15 protein-coding genes and 1 tRNA gene are annotated in these 18,073 nt (G+C 64.1%); 12 read left to right on the forward strand and 4 right to left on the reverse strand.

What is annotated here, in order from left to right:
• The 8 genes from ACWIVK_RS03655 to ACWIVK_RS03690 all read left to right on the forward strand — a co-directional run.
• Positions 1-546, forward strand: a 546-nt coding sequence (locus ACWIVK_RS03655; RefSeq protein ID WP_448575203.1) for an IclR family transcriptional regulator, incomplete at its 5' end; no start/stop codon positions are given.
• Between the two features lie 39 nt (positions 547-585).
• A complete protein-coding gene (locus tag ACWIVK_RS03660; RefSeq protein WP_448575205.1) occupies positions 586-1,716 on the forward strand; it encodes a sugar-binding protein in 1,131 nt (376 codons plus the stop codon).
• 61 nt (positions 1,717-1,777) lie between these two features.
• Positions 1,778-3,283 (forward strand): sugar ABC transporter ATP-binding protein, encoded by a 1,506-nt coding sequence (locus tag ACWIVK_RS03665; protein WP_448575207.1) that lies wholly within the window; start codon positions 1,778-1,780, stop codon positions 3,281-3,283.
• Positions 3,284-3,299: 16 nt separating this feature from the next.
• Positions 3,300-4,454 carry a mandelate racemase/muconate lactonizing enzyme family protein gene (locus tag ACWIVK_RS03670; protein WP_448575208.1) on the forward strand — a complete coding sequence of 385 codons (1,155 nt, stop codon included), beginning with the start codon at positions 3,300-3,302 and terminating at the stop codon, positions 4,452-4,454.
• A gap of 10 nt (positions 4,455-4,464) precedes the next feature.
• Positions 4,465-5,301, forward strand: a complete 837-nt coding sequence (locus tag ACWIVK_RS03675) for an MBL fold metallo-hydrolase (protein ID WP_448575209.1) — start codon at positions 4,465-4,467, stop codon at positions 5,299-5,301.
• Between the two features lie 4 nt (positions 5,302-5,305).
• Complete coding sequence (locus ACWIVK_RS03680) at positions 5,306-6,373, forward strand: ABC transporter permease (protein WP_448575211.1); 1,068 nt, start codon at positions 5,306-5,308, stop codon at positions 6,371-6,373.
• A 22-nt stretch (positions 6,374-6,395) separates the two neighbouring features.
• The gene (locus tag ACWIVK_RS03685; protein ID WP_448575213.1) at positions 6,396-7,331 is read left to right on the forward strand and encodes a hypothetical protein; all 936 of its coding nucleotides are present in this window, start codon (positions 6,396-6,398) and stop codon (positions 7,329-7,331) included.
• 1,025 nt (positions 7,332-8,356) lie between these two features.
• The gene (locus ACWIVK_RS03690) at positions 8,357-8,725 is read left to right on the forward strand and encodes a hypothetical protein (protein ID WP_448575214.1); all 369 of its coding nucleotides are present in this window, start codon (positions 8,357-8,359) and stop codon (positions 8,723-8,725) included.
• A gap of 252 nt (positions 8,726-8,977) precedes the next feature.
• Here ACWIVK_RS03690 and ACWIVK_RS03695 read toward each other — a convergent pair whose 3' ends face one another.
• On the reverse strand, positions 8,978-10,561 hold the full coding sequence (locus ACWIVK_RS03695; protein WP_448575215.1) for a DAK2 domain-containing protein: 1,584 nt from the start codon (positions 10,559-10,561) through the stop codon (positions 8,978-8,980).
• A gap of 94 nt (positions 10,562-10,655) precedes the next feature.
• On the opposite strand from ACWIVK_RS03695, the gene ACWIVK_RS03700 reads away from it, so the two are divergent.
• Positions 10,656-11,297 carry a glycerol-3-phosphate acyltransferase gene (locus ACWIVK_RS03700; protein ID WP_448575216.1) on the forward strand — a complete coding sequence of 214 codons (642 nt, stop codon included), beginning with the start codon at positions 10,656-10,658 and terminating at the stop codon, positions 11,295-11,297.
• An 18-nt stretch (positions 11,298-11,315) separates the two neighbouring features.
• Entirely contained in the window at positions 11,316-12,146 is an 831-nt protein-coding gene (locus ACWIVK_RS03705; protein WP_448575217.1) for a DegV family protein, read from the forward strand.
• A 143-nt stretch (positions 12,147-12,289) separates the two neighbouring features.
• Here the strand turns inward: ACWIVK_RS03705 and ACWIVK_RS03710 are convergent, their stop codons facing one another.
• From ACWIVK_RS03710 to ACWIVK_RS03720, 3 genes are all read right to left on the reverse strand, one after another.
• Complete coding sequence (locus ACWIVK_RS03710) at positions 12,290-12,607, reverse strand: PCYCGC motif-containing (lipo)protein (protein WP_448575218.1); 318 nt, start codon at positions 12,605-12,607, stop codon at positions 12,290-12,292.
• Between the two features lie 668 nt (positions 12,608-13,275).
• Positions 13,276-13,351 (reverse strand) — tRNA-Lys (locus tag ACWIVK_RS03715).
• Between the two features lie 508 nt (positions 13,352-13,859).
• Positions 13,860-14,312 (reverse strand): hypothetical protein, encoded by a 453-nt coding sequence (locus ACWIVK_RS03720; RefSeq protein ID WP_448575219.1) that lies wholly within the window; start codon positions 14,310-14,312, stop codon positions 13,860-13,862.
• Positions 14,313-14,401: 89 nt separating this feature from the next.
• On the opposite strand from ACWIVK_RS03720, the gene ACWIVK_RS03725 reads away from it, so the two are divergent.
• Positions 14,402-15,685 carry an MFS transporter gene (locus tag ACWIVK_RS03725; protein ID WP_448575221.1) on the forward strand — a complete coding sequence of 428 codons (1,284 nt, stop codon included), beginning with the start codon at positions 14,402-14,404 and terminating at the stop codon, positions 15,683-15,685.
• A gap of 109 nt (positions 15,686-15,794) precedes the next feature.
• The gene (locus ACWIVK_RS03730) at positions 15,795-18,065 is read left to right on the forward strand and encodes a diguanylate cyclase domain-containing protein (RefSeq protein WP_448575223.1); all 2,271 of its coding nucleotides are present in this window, start codon (positions 15,795-15,797) and stop codon (positions 18,063-18,065) included.
• Positions 18,066-18,073 lie beyond the last annotated feature (8 nt).

The raw sequence follows: 18,073 nt of genomic DNA on the forward strand, positions 1-18,073 counted from the left end.
GCCCGGTGCGACGAGACGGTGCACATCGCGGTGCTCGAGGGGCGGGACGTCTTCTACATCGCCAAGGTGGACAGCACGAATGCCTTGCGACTGGTCTCGGCGATCGGTCGACGCTTGCCGGCCCATTGCACCGCGGTCGGAAAGATGTTGCTCTCCGGCTTGACCGAAGAGGAACTGGCAGAACGGTTCGCCGGTTTGGATGTACTGCCGACGATGACGCCGAACAGTATCCGCACGCTCGCTGATCTGCGGGGCGAACTGGCGCGGATCCGTGCCCGAGGCATCGCCTGGGACAACTGCGAATCCAATCCCGATGTGCGTTGCGTGGCGGCACCAATTTACGACCACCGTGGGCGAATGGTGGCAGCGATGAGCATCTCGTTTCCGGTCGTGCGGGATACGCCGGAGCGGTTCCTCGAGCTGGCGCGACTGGTGCGCCAAGGAGCACGTGAAGTCTCGTTGCGCTTGGGTGCTCGCCAGCTGGTGCGCGACACCGAGGAGCTGGAACTCCCGCCCTGGCATCTGCCTGCTGTGGCGGACGGGTGACGGATCACCGGAGGGAGGTGAAGGCACGGGGGCGTCGTATTGGCGAGCCATCGGGTGACCGGGCGATCAAGACACGAGACGACCTATACGAAGGAGGAGAGTCGTCATGGACGATCAGCGACTGCGCAAAACGGTTACGCGGCGACACTTGCTCCGCAGCGTGTTGGTCGGTGGTGCAGCGCTATCCCTGCTGAATGCCTGTGGCGGTGGGCAGGCGACACCGACACCGGCTTCGGCTGCCGCGACTGCGCCAGCGGCTCCGGCGACACCGACCGTCGCCCCGGTGGCCGCATCGGTCCCGACCGTTCCGCCGGGAACGAAGATCACGATCGCCATGGTACCCAAGCTCGTCCATCCCTTCTTCGAGGATTGTCGCAAGGGGGCGAGCAGAAAGCGCAGGAGCTGGGCGTCACCTTCGAGTACGTCGCCCCGCAGCAAGCGGATCCGGCGCTACAGGTGAAGATCATCGAGGATCTGATCGCGAAGAAGGTCCACGCCATTTCGATCTCGCCGAATGAGCCGAAGTCGGTCGAGCCGGTGATCGCCGAGGGGATGAAGCAAGGCATCCTCATGATGACCTTCGATTCCGATTCTCCAAACAGCCAGCGCGTGATGTACATCGGCACCGACAACAAGGCTGCTGGCAAAACGATGGGCGAGACGATGGCCAAACTGCTCAACGGCCAGGGGAAGGTGGGCATCATCACCGGTGGGCTCGGCGCGCTCAACCTGAACCAGCGGATCGAAGGGTTCAAGGAGGGAGTTGGCCCGAATATCCAGGTCGTCGACGTGCAGGCGACGGATGATGACTTGCAAAAGGGCCTTTCGGTCAGTGAGGCGATGCTGCGGGCGCATCCCGATCTCAACGGGATCGCGTGTGTGAGCGCGACCGGTGGACCGACGCTCGCGCAGGTTCTCAAGTCGCCCGAGTTCCAAGATCGGATCGGCAAGCTGGTGATCGTGGCGTTCGATGACCTGGAGGAGACCAAGCGTGCGATCCAAGAGGGGATCATCGCGGCGACCATGGTTCAGCGTCCGGTTCAGATGGGTGTGCTGACGGTCCAGTGGGCCTACGACATCCTGACTGGTAAAGCGAAGCCGCCGTTCCAGAACATCGACACGGGTGTGACGGTGGTGACGAAGGAAAACTTGAACAGTTATACGAAGTGACGCCCAAACGAAGGGGCCGGAGGATTCCCCCGGCCCCTCTCCCGAGGGCAAGGGGCGGAAGATGGCTGAGCCGATCTTGGAAGCCCGCCAGATCACGAAGCGCTTTCCGGGGGTGGTGGCCCTGGAGGGCGTCTCGTTGACCGTCTTTCCCGGCGAAGTGCTCGCGGTCGTGGGAGAGAATGGTGCAGGCAAGTCGACACTCATGAAAATCCTTTCCGGCGCGCTCCAACCGGACGAGGGAGAAATTCTCCTGCAGGGTCGGCCAGTTCGTTTCAGTCACCCTCGCCAGGCGCTGGAGCATGGCATCGGCATCATCTACCAAGAACTCAGCGTCATCGATGCGCTCTCCGTCGGGGAAAACGTCTTTCTCGGACGCTTGCCCCAGCGGTCCGGCCTGCCGGGAGCAGTCGATTGGCCACGTGTCTGGCACGAGGCGGCGCAGGTCTTGGCACGCGTCGGCGCACCGATCGATCCGCAGGAGCCGGTTCGGGGACTCAGTGTCGCCCAGAAGCAGCTCGTGGAGATCGCGCGGACTCTTTCTCTGGACGTGCGGGTTCTCATCTTGGACGAGCCGACGAGTGCACTCTCGTTGCAGGAGACGGCAAGGCTCTTCGAAATTCTGCGCGGTTTGCGTGCGCAGGGTGTCGCGATCATCTACATTTCGCATCGCCTGGAGGAGGTGTTTGCGCTGGCTGACCGCGTGACGGTCCTGCGGGACGGTCGCGTGATCGGGACACTGCCGATCCGTGAGGCGACGCGGGACGGGCTCATCAAGATGATGGTGGGACGCGATCTCTCCGCTTACTATCGCGAGGTGCGTTCCTGTCCAGGGGTCCCGCGGCTGGAGGTGCGCGGACTGACGCGCACTGGCGTCTTGTACGACGTCGGTTTGACCGTGCGGGCCGGGGAAATCGTGGGTCTCGCTGGGCTCGTCGGTGCGGGGCGGACGGAGTTAGCGCGTTGCCTTTTCGGCGTGGATCCGATCGATGCGGGGGAGATACTGGTCGACGGGCGTGTGACACGGATCCGCAACCCGCGTGAGGCCGTGCAGCACGGGATCGTCCTGGTTCCAGAGGACAGAAAACTGGAAGGCCTCGTCTCCATCCTGTCCGTTCGGGAGAACGTGTCGCTCTCGGTGCTCGCTCGCTTGGCTCGCTTCGGCTTTCCCTCGCGAGGACGCGAGAGAGAACTCGTACGCTCCTTCGTGGAGCGCTTGCGTATCCGCTCGCCGTCGCTGGAACAGCGGGTACTGAACCTGAGCGGCGGTAATCAACAGAAAGTGGTGCTGGCCCGAGCGCTGGCGACGAATCCCAAAGTGCTGATCCTGGACGAGCCGACGCGCGGTATCGATGTCGGCGCGAAGGCTGAAGTCCATGCGCTCATCGCCGAACTGGCTGAGGCCGGTATGGCCATTCTCTTGATCTCGTCCGAACTACCCGAAATTCTGACTATGAGTCATCGCATTCTGGTCATGAACAGAGGGCGGATCGTCGCCGAGTTCGCACACGGTGAGGCGACCGAGGAACGTGTCCTGCGAGCAGCGACGGGACAGTGCGTCGCTGCGTGAAACGGAGGAGCAAGCAGTGCGCATCGTCGATGTGAAGACCTACGTACTCGGGACAGCTTGGCGCAATCTGACTTTCGTCGAGGTGCACACGGACGAGGGGATCACTGGGGTCGGCGAGGCACGGATGCTCAATCACACGGATGCTTTGTTGGGCTACTTGGCCGAGGCGGTTCCCAATCATGTGCTCGGCCGCGACCCGTTTCAGATCGAGGACCTGGTCTTTCGCATGATGCGTGACGATTATGCCCGGCCCGACTACGTGATGATGTCGGGGATCGCGGCGATCGAGATCGCCTGCTGGGACATCATGGGGAAAGCGCTCGGTCTTCCCGTCTATCAGCTGTTGGGTGGTGCGGTGCGGGATCGGATCAAGGCCTATGCCAACGGCTGGTATACGGTGGAGCGGACGCCGGAGCAGTTCGCGGAGGCAGCGCGGCGGGTCGTGGAGCGGGGGTACCGTGCGCTCAAGCTCGATCCGTTCGGTGCCGGGTACTACGAGCTCGATCTGGCTGAGAAGCGGCGTGTGATCGCGCTGGTCGAGGCCGTGCGCGATGCCGTAGGGCCAGAAGTCGAGATCTTGATCGAGATGCACGGACGCTTCAATCCGGCGACGGCGATCGAAATGGCACGTCTCCTCGAGCCGTACCAGCCGAGTTGGATCGAGGAGCCGGTGCCGCCGCACAACTTGGCTGCCTTGAAGAAGGTCGCCGAGCAGGTGCGGATCCCGGTGGCGACTGGTGAGCGGATCCACACGCGGTACGACTTTCGCGAACTCTTCGAACTCCAGGCAGCCGATATCATCCAGCCGGACATCACGCATCTCGGTGGCCTCCTGGAGACCAAGAAGTTGGCCGCTTGGGCTGATGCGTACTATGTCCTCGTCGCGCCGCACAACGTGTGCGGACCGGTCGGAACTGCGGCGAACTTGCATCTGGCTGCCTGTACGACCAATTTCAAGATCCAAGAGCACTTCAACGACTTTGCCGAAGCGCACGTGAAAGCAGCGGCGCCGGGGGTTCCCGAAGTCGTCGATGGGTACTTCCCACTGCCAAAGGGGCCGGGCTTGGGCGTGCAGTTGGATCACAGCGTCGTCGCGCAGCATCCACGGCGGCGGGTCTTTTTCAATCTTTTCGCCGAAGAGTGGCACCGACGGCAAGCAGAACGCGGATGAGAGGCGGACGATGGAGGGGGTCGCAGCGGTTCTCCAGCGGCTGGCACAGCGACGCGACTCGCTCGGGATCGTGTGGCTCGGGCAAGCCAGTGTCGCGCTCGCGGGATCGGGCCGAATCGTGCTGATCGATCCGTTCCTCTCGCCGCATCCGGACCGGCTGATACCGCCGATGGTCGCGCCGGAGGAACTCACAGCGGTCGACCTCGTGCTGGTGACGCACGAGCACTGGGACCACTTGGATGGGCCGACCTGTTCGGCGATCGCGCGGGCGGCGCCCAAGGTGCGTTTCGGTTGCCCGGAGCCGATCGTCGACCAGCTCGTCGCGCTCGGGATCGATCGCGAACGCGTGCGGGGAATGCGACCGGGCCAAGTCGAGGACGTGGCTGATGTCCGGATCTGGCCGGTCGCCGCTATGCATGGCCTGCATGCGGCTGACGCGTATCGCTTCGGTGAAGTCGAGGGGGTACCGCGCTTTCTCGGCTACGTGGTCGAGTTGGCCGGGGTACGCCTGTACCATGCCGGGGACACGATCGTCTATGCAGGTCTCGCCGAGACGGTGCGGGCCTTGCGACCTCAGGTCGCGCTGCTGCCGATCAATGGCCGGGACTGGTATCGCGAGCAGCTGGACATCGTGGGCAACTTGGATGTGCGGGAGGCAGCGCATCTGGCAGCGGACATCGGGGTCGAACTCCTGATCCCCCTTCACTACGATATGTTCGCGGCCAATCTGGCTGACCCTGGTGCACTCGTCCGGTATGTCCACGAGCGCACGCTTCCGGTCCATGTCCTCGCGCTGCGGCCGGGCAAGCCGGTGCTGGTGCAGCCCGTGGGTCGGGAGGATAGGTGACGAGATGGACAGTCGTTCACCGCAGCCGGAGCAGGTCCTGGGCGAATCGGTCTCGGTGACCGAGCGCCGCGCCGAAGAGGTGCGGGCGGGTGCAGCGGGGCGGCGGCTCCTGCAACGGCTCACCAGTTTCCGCGAGTTCAACATCCTGGTCGCGCTGCTGGTACTCGGTCTCTTCCTCTCGGTCGCGACCGATGCCTTCTTGACGACTGGCAACTTGTTCGGAGTGGCACGCGCCTTCTCGCTGACGGCCATCGTGGCGATCGGGCAGACGATGGTCATCCTGACGGGTGGGATCGACCTTTCGGTGGGCTCGGTGCTGGCTCTGGCTGGTCTTTCGACCGGGATGCTCCTGGAGCGTGGGATTCCGCTGCCGTTGGCGATGCTGGCTGGTCTCGGGGTCGGGGCTATGGTGGGACTAGTCAACGGTCTGCTCATCACGCGGGTCGGTCTCCCTCCCTTCATCGCGACGCTCGGAACCTTGAGCATCGGACGCGGGCTCGTTTACGTGCTCACCAAGGGATATCCGGTCACTGTGCCGTACGACTACCAGGCGTTCATTTGGCTCGGGCAAGGCTACGTCTGGATCGTTCCGGTGCCGGTCATCATCATGGTCGTCCTGACGATTCTGGGGACGATCTTTCTCGGCTTCACGACGTATGGCCGATACATCTATGCGGTCGGGGGAAATCCGGAAGCGGCCCGCTTAGCCGGTATCCCGGTCGAGCGCGTAAAACTGCTCGTCTACGTCCTGTGCTCGACATTGGCTGCGTTGGCCGGGCTGATCCTCGTGGCGCGGCTCGTCTCAGCGCAGCCCTCCGCTGGACTCGGTTTCGAGCTTCCCGTGATCGCTGCCTCGATCATCGGTGGCACGAGCCTCATGGGTGGTGAGGGTACGGTGCTGGGCGCTGTTCTCGGCGCAGCCATCATGGGTGTCCTGGAGAATGGCATGGTCCTTCTCGGGGTCAGCACCTATGCACAGCAGGCGGTCACCGGTACGGTGATCATTTTGGCGGTGGCCTTGGACATGTGGCAGAAGCGGCGACGGGCGCGAATCCGGCGAGCGCGCCGTTGAGTCGGAGGCGAGGGAGTAAGGGGTGGAGCGGACACGAGCGTTTCTCGAGCGGCTGGGCTTGCCGCGCGGTGACCTCCATGATCTGCCGACCAGCACCAAGCGCTTTCCAGACGGGGCACAGTATCGGGTCGAGATTCCGAGCACCGAGGGACCGCGTGTTCTCGCTGCCGTGATCGAGGAAGCCAAGCGGCACGGTATCGTCGTGCACCGAATCTCACAGGGAAGCGGCGTGATGCTGCTGACCGACGAGGAGATCCGCGAGATGGCGACGCTGGCAGCAGCCGAGGGGATGGAGGTGAGCCTCTTCGCACGACCGAGTGCGGGGTGGGACACCGGTGCGATGGCGCGGGCGCCGGCCGGGGCGCTGGTGAGTGCGAAGCTGCGCGGCCAGGAGCAGCTGGTCCATTGCCTGGAGGACGTGCGGCGGGCAGCGGAATTGGGCATCCGGAGCGTCCTGCTCGCTGACGAGGGAGCGCTCTGGGTGGCGAGCGAGATGCGGCGCGCGGGTGAGTTACCGCGCGATATGCAGTTCAAGACCAGCGTGCTCATGGGGGCAGCCAACCCGGCCTCGGTCGCGTTGCTAGTCCGCTTGGGAGCGGACACGTACAACGTGGTGACCGATCTCACACTGGCGCAGCTCGCGGCGATCCGCGCCGCGGTCGACGTGCCGCTCGACATCTACGTCGAGGTGCCGGACGACGTGGGAGGGTTCGTTCGCCACTACGAGATCGCGGAGATCGTCCGCGTGTGCGCGCCCGTCTATCTCAAGTTCGGGCTCCGCAACGCTCCGAACATCTATCCGTCGGGCCGGCATCTCGAGGAACTGGCTGTCCAGTTGGGGCGGGAGCGAGTCCGCCGAGCAGCGATCGGGTTGGCTCTGTTGCAGCGGTACTATCCGGACGCGGTGGGGTCGAAACCAGGAGCACCTGGTTTGGCTCTTCCGGTGGTGGACTGGTGAGGGTGCGGTACTGAATGGACGACCGTGATAGTGTCGAGCGTGACTGGCAGCATGGCGCAGGTGTTCCTGCTCGTCCAGCAGTGGAGCGTACCTGAGCGGTATTCTGCAGCGGCTGCTACCCGCGGGCGGGGTCGCAACCTCAGCGATGCGTTGCGACGCGAGCGGTGGTCCTGCATCAGTGCTTCGGCAGGCAGCACGCGAGCGGAGCGTTTACGGACCACATTGCGGAACGTGGCTGTTGCTCTCCATTGTCCACACGAGGAGATAGCTCGAGAACGAGCGGCGTGATGACGGCTCGTCTCGTCCGCGCGGGTACTCGTGATCGGGGGGCAGGCAACGCAACTGAGCTGCCTTCGATGCGCGCTGCCGAGAGAAGGCGTGCACGGATAAGTGGCGCGGAACCTGCTCTCCCGTCGGTTACCTCGTTTACGCCTTTGCGCGCTGAGGCTCGGCGTGGTCTCGCATCCCAGCCTTCGCCGGATGCGAGAGAGTTCCGATACAATGGGGCGGTGAGGCGCGGTGGTGCGGAGCTCGCTCGAGTTCCCGCGCGGACTCGTGGGGCGAACCGAGTGGTTGCCTCGCCATGCATCGGGGGCCTCGAAGTGAGAGTAACGATCAGGTGAGCGAGGATCGAGAGCCGCTCGATGGGCCTCATCGTACGAGGTGCTCGGGCGAGGGCTTCACCGGGGAAGCGTGAAACGCTTCCCCGACGTTACGCATCGCCTGGATCGCTGGCGTGAACGTCGTTGGTGGCGTCGGCTCGCGGCGCGTGGTGTGTCTACGGGCAATCTGGCGGGTCGAGCACTTGCTCTCGCGGATACCCCACGTGGTGACTTCCGTTCTGGTGCATCGCCGGTGCAAGCGCGTTCGCCGTACCGCCATGCTGTGCTGCTCGTTCCGCTGCAGGGAACAGGCGGCCGACTTCAAAGACAATGTCGAGACCGACGGCGGGGCGCTTTGGGACGAATGTGCTACAGTGCCTTCCTCGAAGATTGCCGATGCTCCTGATCGAAGGAGCATGCGCGATGGAGACGCGTCCGAGCGTGCGGACAACTGGTCTCTCCGAACTGATCGCTGCGCTCTGGCGGCGGGGCGTGCCGGTGGTCGGCTGGGGGGAAAGCCGGGACGGCATCGTCCTTTTGGCTGACGGGGGAGCGTTCGTGCTGCTTCCGCGGGCACGGTTGGGTGAGCGGACCGATCTGGTCGCGAACTGGCTCGTCGAGCGATTGCCGCGTCGGGGTGTGCTGGAAACGCCGGTGTCTCCGGAACTGCTGCCGCAGTTCGACCAACGCGAACTGGCCTGGCTGCTGTTTCTCCGCTGGCTGCGCGAAAAGAATCGAGTGGAACCAGCGAAGCCTTCGTCAGAGCGTGTCCATCCGGCGGACGGACAGTGATCGGATGTCTCGCGGTCGCTCCACTGCTGTTGGGTAGATGGAGATGACGGGTCGAGAAGCGCTAGTGCTTCCACCGTTCGCCGACTGCGCTGGCGTTTTCTCGCTGCTATGGACTCGTGTGCGCGAGTTGCTGGACGCTAGCGTGGGCTTGGGGCACGGAGTCGCCTCCTGGGAGATGGACACCCCGTTCCTCTCCATCCCAGCCGTCTCTGGCGAGGGGCGGTATTCACCGCATACCGAGCGGACGTCGATTCACTCGAGCGCGATGGAGAGTGCTGGTGCCGGTTGGTGTCCCCAGAAGAGCTCGATCTCCAGATGCGGCCACTGGTCACGAACGGCTCGGTGGAGCCCTGTGACGTCGCCGATCGCCTCGCCGATGACGAGGGTGCAGAGGTCAGCTTCCTGGGCATGGAGATGTGCGAGCCCCGCGCGGAGTGCTTCCTCCAGCGCTGGATGCATTGCGTGCCACGTACCGCTACGAGCGATCCACCGTGGTGTCTCGGGCGTACCTTCCTGGTCGATCTCGACTGTCCGCAGGCGTGCTAGAAGATCGAGGAGTTTTTCTTCAGCGTGATCCTCATGGCCTGGCTCGTAGACCAGGAGGGCAGTCAACTGAGCAGCCAGCGATTGCGTTGGGAGAACGATGAGCCTCGGTCGTTCCAGCTGACGGGCTGCTTCTCGAGCCACCGCTGCGTCCTCTTGCCGCGCAGGAAGCACGAGGAGCCGATCGACCGGCAGCGTGGCGAGTCGAGCAGCTAACCGCGAGGGTTCGGTGAGCGTTGGACTCGGAGCGAGAGCCAGTGCTCCTAACCGATGAGCCCATGCCCGAATAGTCGGCGCAGGAGACAAGACGAGCAGGGCGGATTGTCGCGGTTCCGCGATGATCGTGTCCTGTCCATCCGCAGAGAGCCGTTCCAAGGCCAGCGAATCGAGCCTGCCGTACGCACGGAGACACTCGATGACCAGATCTGGTTGCTGGGTATGGAGGTGCACACGCAGTAGCGCGTCATCACCGACGAGTTCGATCGACTCGCCGTACGACGCCAGCGTTTGGAGAAGCTCGTTGCGTCGGTCGCTCGGAACACGCAGCAACGCGTTGAAACAGTACCCGTGCGGGTCGCCAGCGCCTGAGTGGGTCGGTGGGGCTGTCGTCCGCATCGGCGCGAGTGTAGGGCGTTCCCCGCGAGCGGCTGCAGCCCACGCATCGAGGAGTACGGCAAGCCCTTGTGCACCAGCGTCGACCACACCTTGCTGGCGCAGAATCGGCAAGAGTTCTGGGGTTCGAGCGACCGCGGCGAGGGCGGCGTCGCGGACATGCGCCAAAAGTTCGGCGAGCGGGAGACCATTGGCTGCTGCCTCTTGGGCGGCTTCCGCGGCTGCGCGAAGAACGGTGATCATCGTGCCCTCCACCGGCTGCAACAGTGCCTGCCGAGCCAGCGTGTCGGCTCGGGCGAAGCCGGCTGACATGGCTGCTGCATCGAGGTACTCGCGTTGTGCAGCGATCTCGGCCCAAGCGCGGAAAAACTGGCTCAGGATGACGCCGGAGTTGCCATGTGCGGCGCGCAGTGCAGCATGGGCTGCAGAACGCGTCACCGCAGCCAGGCTCGTGTCGCTCGCCGCGCGGGCGGCCCGTAGAGCTGCCTGAGCGGTCAACAAGAGATTCGTGCCGGTGTCGCGGTCGGCGACCGGGAACACGTTCAACGCGTCGAGACTCGCGGCGTGCTCCCCGAGCGCGAGCACAGCGGCCTCGAGTGCTGCCACGAAGGCGCAGGCGTCCCAACGCTGATGGACGAGTTCCGATTTTCGCGTCGCGTGCTCAGCGAACGGGTGATCCATCGCTCAACGCTGCTGCCTCGTGCCCGTCTCGTTCAGGTCGATTGTAGCAAGCGAGGGCTCTGTTTCTATACTCATAGACAATAGGAGTACCGACATGGAGAGCGTGCTTCTGCTGCTCACAGGATATCTCCTCGGCTCCGTGCCGACCGCTCAAATCGCTGCCCAACTCCTGGCAGGTGTCGATCTGCGGGAGCGCTCGCCGACGGTAAGCGGCTCGGGGGTCTACTATCTGGTCGCGCGCTGGGCGGTGGTTCCGGTCGGTCTGATCGACGTCCTAAAAGGGTACCTCGCGACCGTACTGCCCCTCCAGCTCGGAGCCAGTGCGGAGTTGGCTATGACGTGTGGTTTGGCAGCCGTTGTCGGCCACAACTGGTCACCGTGGCTCGGCTTTCGCGGTGGACGCGGGATCAGTCCGTTTCTCGGATTCCTGCTCGTCATCTTCCCGACAGGAGTCTTCGTCGTGCTCGCCGCGTTGGCCATTGGAAGGCTCGTGCGGCGCACTCCGGTCGTCGCGTTGCTCGGGCTCCTGTCCTTACCCGGCGTGATCATCGCGCTCGGTGGATCCGAAGCAGCACTGCGGGGCAGTCTCGGTATGCTTGCGATCACGATCGTCAAGCGACTGGAGGCGAACCGACGGCGGCTTCCGCGTGATCCGGTCGCTCGGCGGCTCGTTCTCTGGCGGCGATTCTGGTTGGATCGTGACGAGGAGCGGTGGCCTCCCGCAGTGGAGGATTGAGGTGCCGTGCTCGCCGTCGTGACAGATAGTGTCGCGTGTTTACCAGTCGAACTCGTCGAGCGCTACCACATCCGGGTGGTGCCGGTGCGCATCGTGCGCGGCGAGCGAGTCTATCGCGATGGTATCGATGTGAAGCCGGAGGAGGTATTCGCGTGGCTGGAGGCGGGAGAAGTGCTCACCACGGCGCAACCGGCCGTGGGTGAGTTCCTCGATGCGTACGAGGAGCTGTCGCGCATCGCGACGGGGATCGTGTCGATTCACGTCTCCTCCGGTGTGACCGGTGTGGTACAGGCAGCGGCAGCGGCAGCTCGGCTAATCGAGCGGATTCCGATCCATGTCGTCGATAGCCGAGCAGCGACCATGGCGGAAGGTTTTCTCGTCTTGGAGGCAGCACGCTTGGCCGAGCGGGGGGCGGATTGGGCGACGGTCGTGCGCCGAGTCGAAGAGCTCCGGTCACAGGTGCAGTTCTTCGCCGTGCTGGACACCGTTACCTACCTCGTGCGGAGTGGGCGTGCACCGTGGCTGGCTCAGCTCGCGGTCGATCTGCTGCAGGTCAAGCCCATTTTGACACTGCGGGACGGGAAGATCGTCTCGCTGGAGCGGGTGAGGACGCGCCGACGAGCGATCGAGGCGATGCTGCGTCGCATGGAGCAGGACGTGGGTGAACGGCCGGTGCATGTCGCAGTGCTGCACGCGGGAGCAGCCGAGGAAGCAGCGGAACTGCGGCAGACGATCGAGGAGCGATTCCGAGTCGTGGAATCGTTCGTCACTCCCTTCACTGCGGCGATGGCGATCCACACCGGACCGGGGTTACTCGGCTTGGCATACTATGCGGAGTCGTCTGCCTGATGAGCTCACTCCGGCGGCCATGGTGTCTCGGTGCCCGGACCGAGGCTACTGTAGGTCGCCTCGACATACTGGCGGATCGCGCGGAGCGAGTGTCCTTCTGCTGTGAGCCGCATCACGTCACGCGTGATGTCGATGCAGATTCCTCAGCCGAAGGTCATGCTGTCGAGCACGACGGATCCATCGGGACGGAACTCGCGGACGGAGCAGTCGAGGACCGAGCGGTGCCCCCATTCCACACACCCGCAGTAACAGGGAAAATACTGAAGGATCTCCGGATGGGTCACGGCGTAGCGGTATGCCTCCTGGGCCTCCGTCGAAGCCTGGTAGAAGATCGGTGGCCAACGATCTTGGGCCGGCCAAGCAACGAGTTCCTCGTGTCGGTTCTTGGCTGGCGACAGTCCGCAGGCAGCGAGCAGTGGTGCCAGGAGAAAACCAGTCAGCAGGGAACGGCGCGAATACACGGCGACATCCCTTCCTCGTTCGGTACCGAGCATGGCCCGGCAGAAGAATGATAGCGGAGGCAGCACTCCCGGAAGCCGGATAGAGCGACGGCTGCGCTGGTCCGGTGCTGTTGGGAGGTGAGGCGGCTGCGATTTGGGCATCGGCGGTGATGCCAGCGGAGTCGTGACTCCGCGAGTGATCCGTACGTGCCGGGTACCGACGAGTGTCGTGCACGGTGCCGCACGTCCGGGTACGGTATCCTGGCTGCCTCGTTGGTCTCGTGGCGTGCTGAGGGGCTTCGGCGAGGTCTCGAAGGCTATCCTCGGTCACTCGTCGTGGAGCGTGACTGTTGGTCCCAACGCTCATGTCACCGGTGCACTCGTGAAGAGGTTTTCGGTGGGCTGCGACGAGTTCCGGTGCGGCAATCGATCGAACGGGGCCGGTCGGTCGGTAAGAGTGGAGAGATGTCGTCCGTGAGAGCCGCTGGTTATCGCGGAGCGGGTTTACGAGGCCGCGGGAGGCTCGGAATGTGTCAGAACGATGATGCTTGCGGGGCTGCGGAACTTGAGCGACCCCGTGTACGGAACACGGCGATCACGGCACGACTGACAGCGACGCGGTGAGATGGGCTTTCACGTCCGGGCGATCGAACTGCAGTTTCGTGTCCGCGTCGTGATGCGGTTTTTTGTGGTAGGCCGCGAGGGACTCGAACCCCCAACCCGCTGATTAAGAGTCAGCTGCTCTACCAGTTGAGCTAGCGGCCCATACGCCGTTCACCGCACAGAGTATACACGGGAGGTGTCATACGTGCAAGAGCGGAGAGCAGCACTGTAAAGGCCAGAAGATGCCCTGACAGGCTCGGGACGTGGAAAATCCCGACCGACGGGACGTCTCGCCGCAGCGCACTGACCACTCCGCATCTTCTCGATCAGTGAATCGGAGCACTGATCGACGCGAACGAGTGGCGTCGTGCACCATGCACGAAGAGGCTCCTGAGGGCAGGAGAGGACAAAGAGCTGCGTGTTGGATCGCGCTCAGGGGACGACTCTCGAGGAAGGAAAAGAGGAAAAGGGGAGGTGATCCCGACGACTGCAGATCTTTGTTGGGTCTGAGTAGGACTAGCTGCCTTTCGGCTAGAGACGGTCGACGGGCATGTGTCCGGGGTCGCTGCGCCCTGCTCTATCCTCAGATCTCCGATGGAACCCGCTACACCAGCAGCGCGACGAGTAGGCGAGCGAGCAAAGGTGACCGCAATCAGGACTTCTAGCTCGGTCAGTCGACGGCGGCACGCTTCGCTTGGTTCGCGAGGAACGGTCGACCGAGTAGGCGCAGCCGGTAGAGGAGAGCCGATGCCAACAAGGCAAGTCCGGCAACACCGAGGAACGGCTGCAGAGGGGCAAACCATTGAACGGCCCCGCTACTACCGAGCAGGAGCAACACGAGCTTGTTGCAGGTCGGACACCCGACTGCGAAGAAGGTGGCGAGGGAGCCGGCAGCGATCCGCCGTTCCGGAAGCGGGCAGGCGAGTGGCCAGGCATAGGTCGCGGCGAGGGCCGCAGCGAGGATGACGGTCGCGGCGAAAACCAGGTAGTCGAGTCGGTCCGGTGGAATCATGCGACCGAAGACGGGATTGGGGATGAGCGCCGTAGGGACACCGACCACGATGGCGGTGCCGACTGCACCGAGGGAACCGTAGAGGACAGCGCGCGCCGCGAGAGCGTGCATGCAGACGACCCTTTCGTTCGCCGGCAGTGTACCATCGGTCGCAGCTCGCCGGCATGGCTATCCGGTCGCTGTCGGGTGGGGGCAGGCAGGTGCGCGTTCGCTGGGGAGAGGCGTTGGTCGCGCTCCGGTTCCGGGAGTTCCGGTTGCTCTGGGCCGGACAGTTCGTCTCCATGCTCGGCACGCAGATGCAAACCGTCGCACTGAGCTGGTTGGTCTATGACCTGACAGGATCGCCGGCACAGCTCGGTGGCCTGGCTCTGGTGCGAGCGATCCCGACCATGGTGCTCTCGCTCTTCGGTGGTACGTTGGCCGATCAGATGGATCGGCGCCGGCTTCTTTTGCTCACGCAGTCGACGGCCGCGTTTCTTCTGGGTGTGCTCGCACTCGTGGTCTCACTAGGGATGACGTCGCTGCCCCTTTTGTATCTCCTCGCCTTCACGTCGGCAGCAGCCATGTCTTTCGATGCGCCGGCTCGTCAAGCTCTCATTCCCTTGCTGGTACCCCGCCAACGACTCGCCAGTGCGCTGGCCTTGAATGTCCTGGCCTGGGACGTGGCGGCGATCGCTGGGCCGGCCCTAGGTGGGCTGGTGATCGCACGGGTGAATGTGGCCGCCGCACTGTGGGTCGATGCCGCCAGCTATTTGGCGGTGGTCGCAGCCCTGCTGGCGATGCGGCGCGATCTGCCCGTGCCGAAACTCGAACGAAGGGGGTGGCCTGCCTTCATCGACGGGTTGCGCTTCGTCCGCCACCGTCCGCTCCTCTGGCAGCTGATGCTCCTCGACTTTTTTGCGGTCCTTCTGGCTTCCTCGACGGGTCTTCTCCCAGTGTTCGCTCGCGACGTTCTCGGGGTCGGGCCCGAGGGACTCGGGCTTTTGTTCGCGGCCCCCAGTGCTGGAGCGATCGTCGGGGCAGGACTGTTCGCCCTCCTGCCGACACCGCGCTGGCCGGGTCGAGTGGTTGCCTGGGTCGTCGTCGGGTATGGGGCGGCGCTGGCCGTCTTCGGCATGAGCCGCCTGTTCGTCTTGTCGTTCTTTCTGCTGGCTCTCTCCGGAGCCTTGGACGCGGTCGCTCTGGCGCTTCGCCATACCGTCCGGCAGTTGGCGACCCCTGATGCCTATCGAGGCCGGGTGGGAGCGATTGCCGCGGTCTTTGCGGCAGGCGGCCCGCGACTCGGACAGTTCCAAGCCGGTGTGCTCGCGAGTGCTGTGGGGCCAGCCGGAGCCATGGTGATCGGCGGGGTCGGCTGCGTCCTGGTGGCGGTGGCGTCACGCTGGTGGGCTCCGGAACTCTGGCGGTTTTGCGGCGAAGAGCTGTTCGAGACGGCTGGAGCCGAGCACCGGAAGCCTCGAGCGAAACCCTCGCTCTCGGAATAGCACAGCGCGCTGACGAGATAGGAAGAAAGTCCTACAGCACCTTGATGTACGGTCGGATACGATCTCGGTACGTCTTGGGAGGGAAGGGTTTCATGGGACTGTTCCTGTAATGGCGTGGGACGATCTCGACCTCCTCATCATCGATCGGGATCCAGTTCGGCGAGGAGCGATCGCGCGGCTCGCGCAGGAACTGGGTGTGCACCGTGTCGAAGAGCGGGACGCGTGGGTTTCTCCGGCCGGGGGAGCTCGTCCGCCGGGCGTCCGGGTGGTGCTTCTCGATGCGGATCTTTCGACCCCGCACGTATGGGAGTTCGCGCGAGCGGCCAGTTCCGGCCTGCTCGTCGTTGCCCTGGTGCGGAGCGAGCGCGGAGCGACACCGGAACTCCTGGCTGCTGGCTTCGGTGCCGTGCTGTACGATCCGGTAACCGCGGTCGACTTGGAGCGCATCTTCGCGCTCGCACGTGCGCTGGAGTCGCGCGAACAGGAGCGAGAACGCCGCCAGTTCCTGCGATTCAACGCGCTCCGACAGGTCGAAACCGACCTCGCCTTATTAGCTGAGCTGAGTCCTGATTGGGTGCAACGGAGCCTCGTGCTTTTGCAGCGCATCCTCGATGTCCCGGCACTCGGTCTGTGGCGGATCGAGTGGGAGCAAAACCGGCTGGTTTGCGAAGGATCCGTGGGCCTGCCGGAGGAGTTCGTCCGCCAGGTGGAGGAGCGTGCTCAGGGCCGGGCGGCAGAACTGGTGCAGCGGGTGCTGGCATCGGTCGTGCAACCGGTGGACATGCGCGCTGATTCGATGGATGAGCGGGTGATCACCGACGCCGCGGTGCGCCGCGCATGCGGACTGGAAGCGGGTATCGTGGTGCCAGTGCGTCGGACTGGTCGCGTCGCTGCGTTGCTTTCGATCTATTTCCAGCGATACGAGGACGTGAAGCGCGAGGAGATCGCCTTGTTCGATGCGGCTGCGGAGGCGTTGGCGACTGCCTGGGCGATCAGCGAGGTCAGGCGGGAACTTATCTTGAACCAGCAGCAGTACCGCGCGTTGGTGGAAGAACAACCGGTCGGGGTGCTGCTCTGCGAGCTGAACGGGACCGTGCGATTAGCCAATGGGGCAGCCGCTCGACTTTTGGGATACGAGCGTCCAGAACAGCTGGCTGGTACCCGGCTGCTCGAGATCGTGCGATCCCTCGCGCCGATACCGTGGGAGGAATGGTGCCAGCGTCCGGTCGGTGCTCCAGCAGCGGAAGCGACTATCCCTGTGCTGACGCTGGACAAGCACCTCCGCATCATCGATTTTCACGCTCGTGTCATCGAGTTACCGATGAGCACGCGCGCGTGGTACCCACAAGTTCAACTGGTACTCCGAGACGTGACGCTCGAGCGACGCCGTCTCATGGAGTTGGAGCTCCTGCACGACTTGACCCGTATGGTCTCGGAGGATCGCAATCTGGATTCGGCCTTCGAAATGGTGGCGGACCGTCTCCAGCGCGAGTTCGGTTATGCACTCGTGGGCTTGGCGCTGCTGAGCGCCGACGGTACACGATTCGTCGGCCGGGCGATCCGCGTGGAGGGTGGTCTGACGTTCAACGAGTGGCGAGCCGATCGCGGCGTGACCGGACGCGCAGTGCGTGAGAATCGTGCTCAGCTCGTTGTCGATGTTCGACAAGATCCAGATTACTTCGATCCGCAACCGGATCTGCCGATGGAGAGCGAAGTCGTGGCTGTCCTGCGTCGGGAGGGCAAGCCGATCGGAGTGCTCAACATCGAGAGCCGGCGCGGTCACCGGCTGGATCAGGAGGACTTGCGTCTCGCCCTGAACGTGGCGGTGCACTTGGAGCTGTTGATGCGCCAGGTGGAACTGACCGAGCAACTCGAACGGCAGGCACTGACCGACCCGCTGACAGGACAGCCGAACCGCCGAGCCCTGCTCGATCACTTGCGCCGTGCTCTACGCGATCGGCGTGTCGAGCATGTCGCCGTGATCCTGATCGATTTCGACGGTTTCAAGGCTCTCAACGATACCAAAGGCCATTTGTTCGGCGATGCACTTCTGCAATCGGTCGCAGAGCGACTGGCGCGCTCGCTCCGACCGAGTGACCTCTTGGCCCGCTACGGCGGTGACGAGTTCGCGGTGGTCCTCGTTGGAGTGGATATTTCGGTGGCGCACGACATCGCTGAGCGCTTACGACGAGCGGTCGCCGACGCGTCCTTCCAGGTGCGCGACGAGGTCGTTTCCCTGACGATCTCGCTCGGGGTAGCGGTCTCCCCGCAGCATGGTGACACACCCGAAACATTGTTGCGAGCAGCTGACGAAGCACTGTATGCCGCCAAGCGGCGGGGAGGCAATACGATCGTCATCGCCGGGGAATGGTCGCCCTGAGCTAGCCC

The organism is Thermomicrobium sp., assembly GCF_053493975.1.

What these genes read in the sequence shown, in the direction of transcription:
- ACWIVK_RS03730 (WP_448575223.1), top strand. Translation starts at nt 15,795, where the DNA reads ATGGCGTGGGACGATCTCGACCTCCTCATCATCGATCGGGATCCAGTT.
- ACWIVK_RS03700 (WP_448575216.1), top strand. Translation starts at nt 10,656, where the DNA reads ATGGAGAGCGTGCTTCTGCTGCTCACAGGATATCTCCTCGGCTCCGTG.
- ACWIVK_RS03695 (WP_448575215.1), bottom strand. Translation starts at nt 10,561, where the DNA reads ATGGATCACCCGTTCGCTGAGCACGCGACGCGAAAATCGGAACTCGTC.
- ACWIVK_RS03690 (WP_448575214.1), top strand. Translation starts at nt 8,357, where the DNA reads ATGGAGACGCGTCCGAGCGTGCGGACAACTGGTCTCTCCGAACTGATC.
- ACWIVK_RS03720 (WP_448575219.1), bottom strand. Translation starts at nt 14,312, where the DNA reads ATGCACGCTCTCGCGGCGCGCGCTGTCCTCTACGGTTCCCTCGGTGCA.
- ACWIVK_RS03665 (WP_448575207.1), top strand. Translation starts at nt 1,778, where the DNA reads ATGGCTGAGCCGATCTTGGAAGCCCGCCAGATCACGAAGCGCTTTCCG.
- ACWIVK_RS03680 (WP_448575211.1), top strand. Translation starts at nt 5,306, where the DNA reads ATGGACAGTCGTTCACCGCAGCCGGAGCAGGTCCTGGGCGAATCGGTC.
- ACWIVK_RS03675 (WP_448575209.1), top strand. Translation starts at nt 4,465, where the DNA reads ATGGAGGGGGTCGCAGCGGTTCTCCAGCGGCTGGCACAGCGACGCGAC.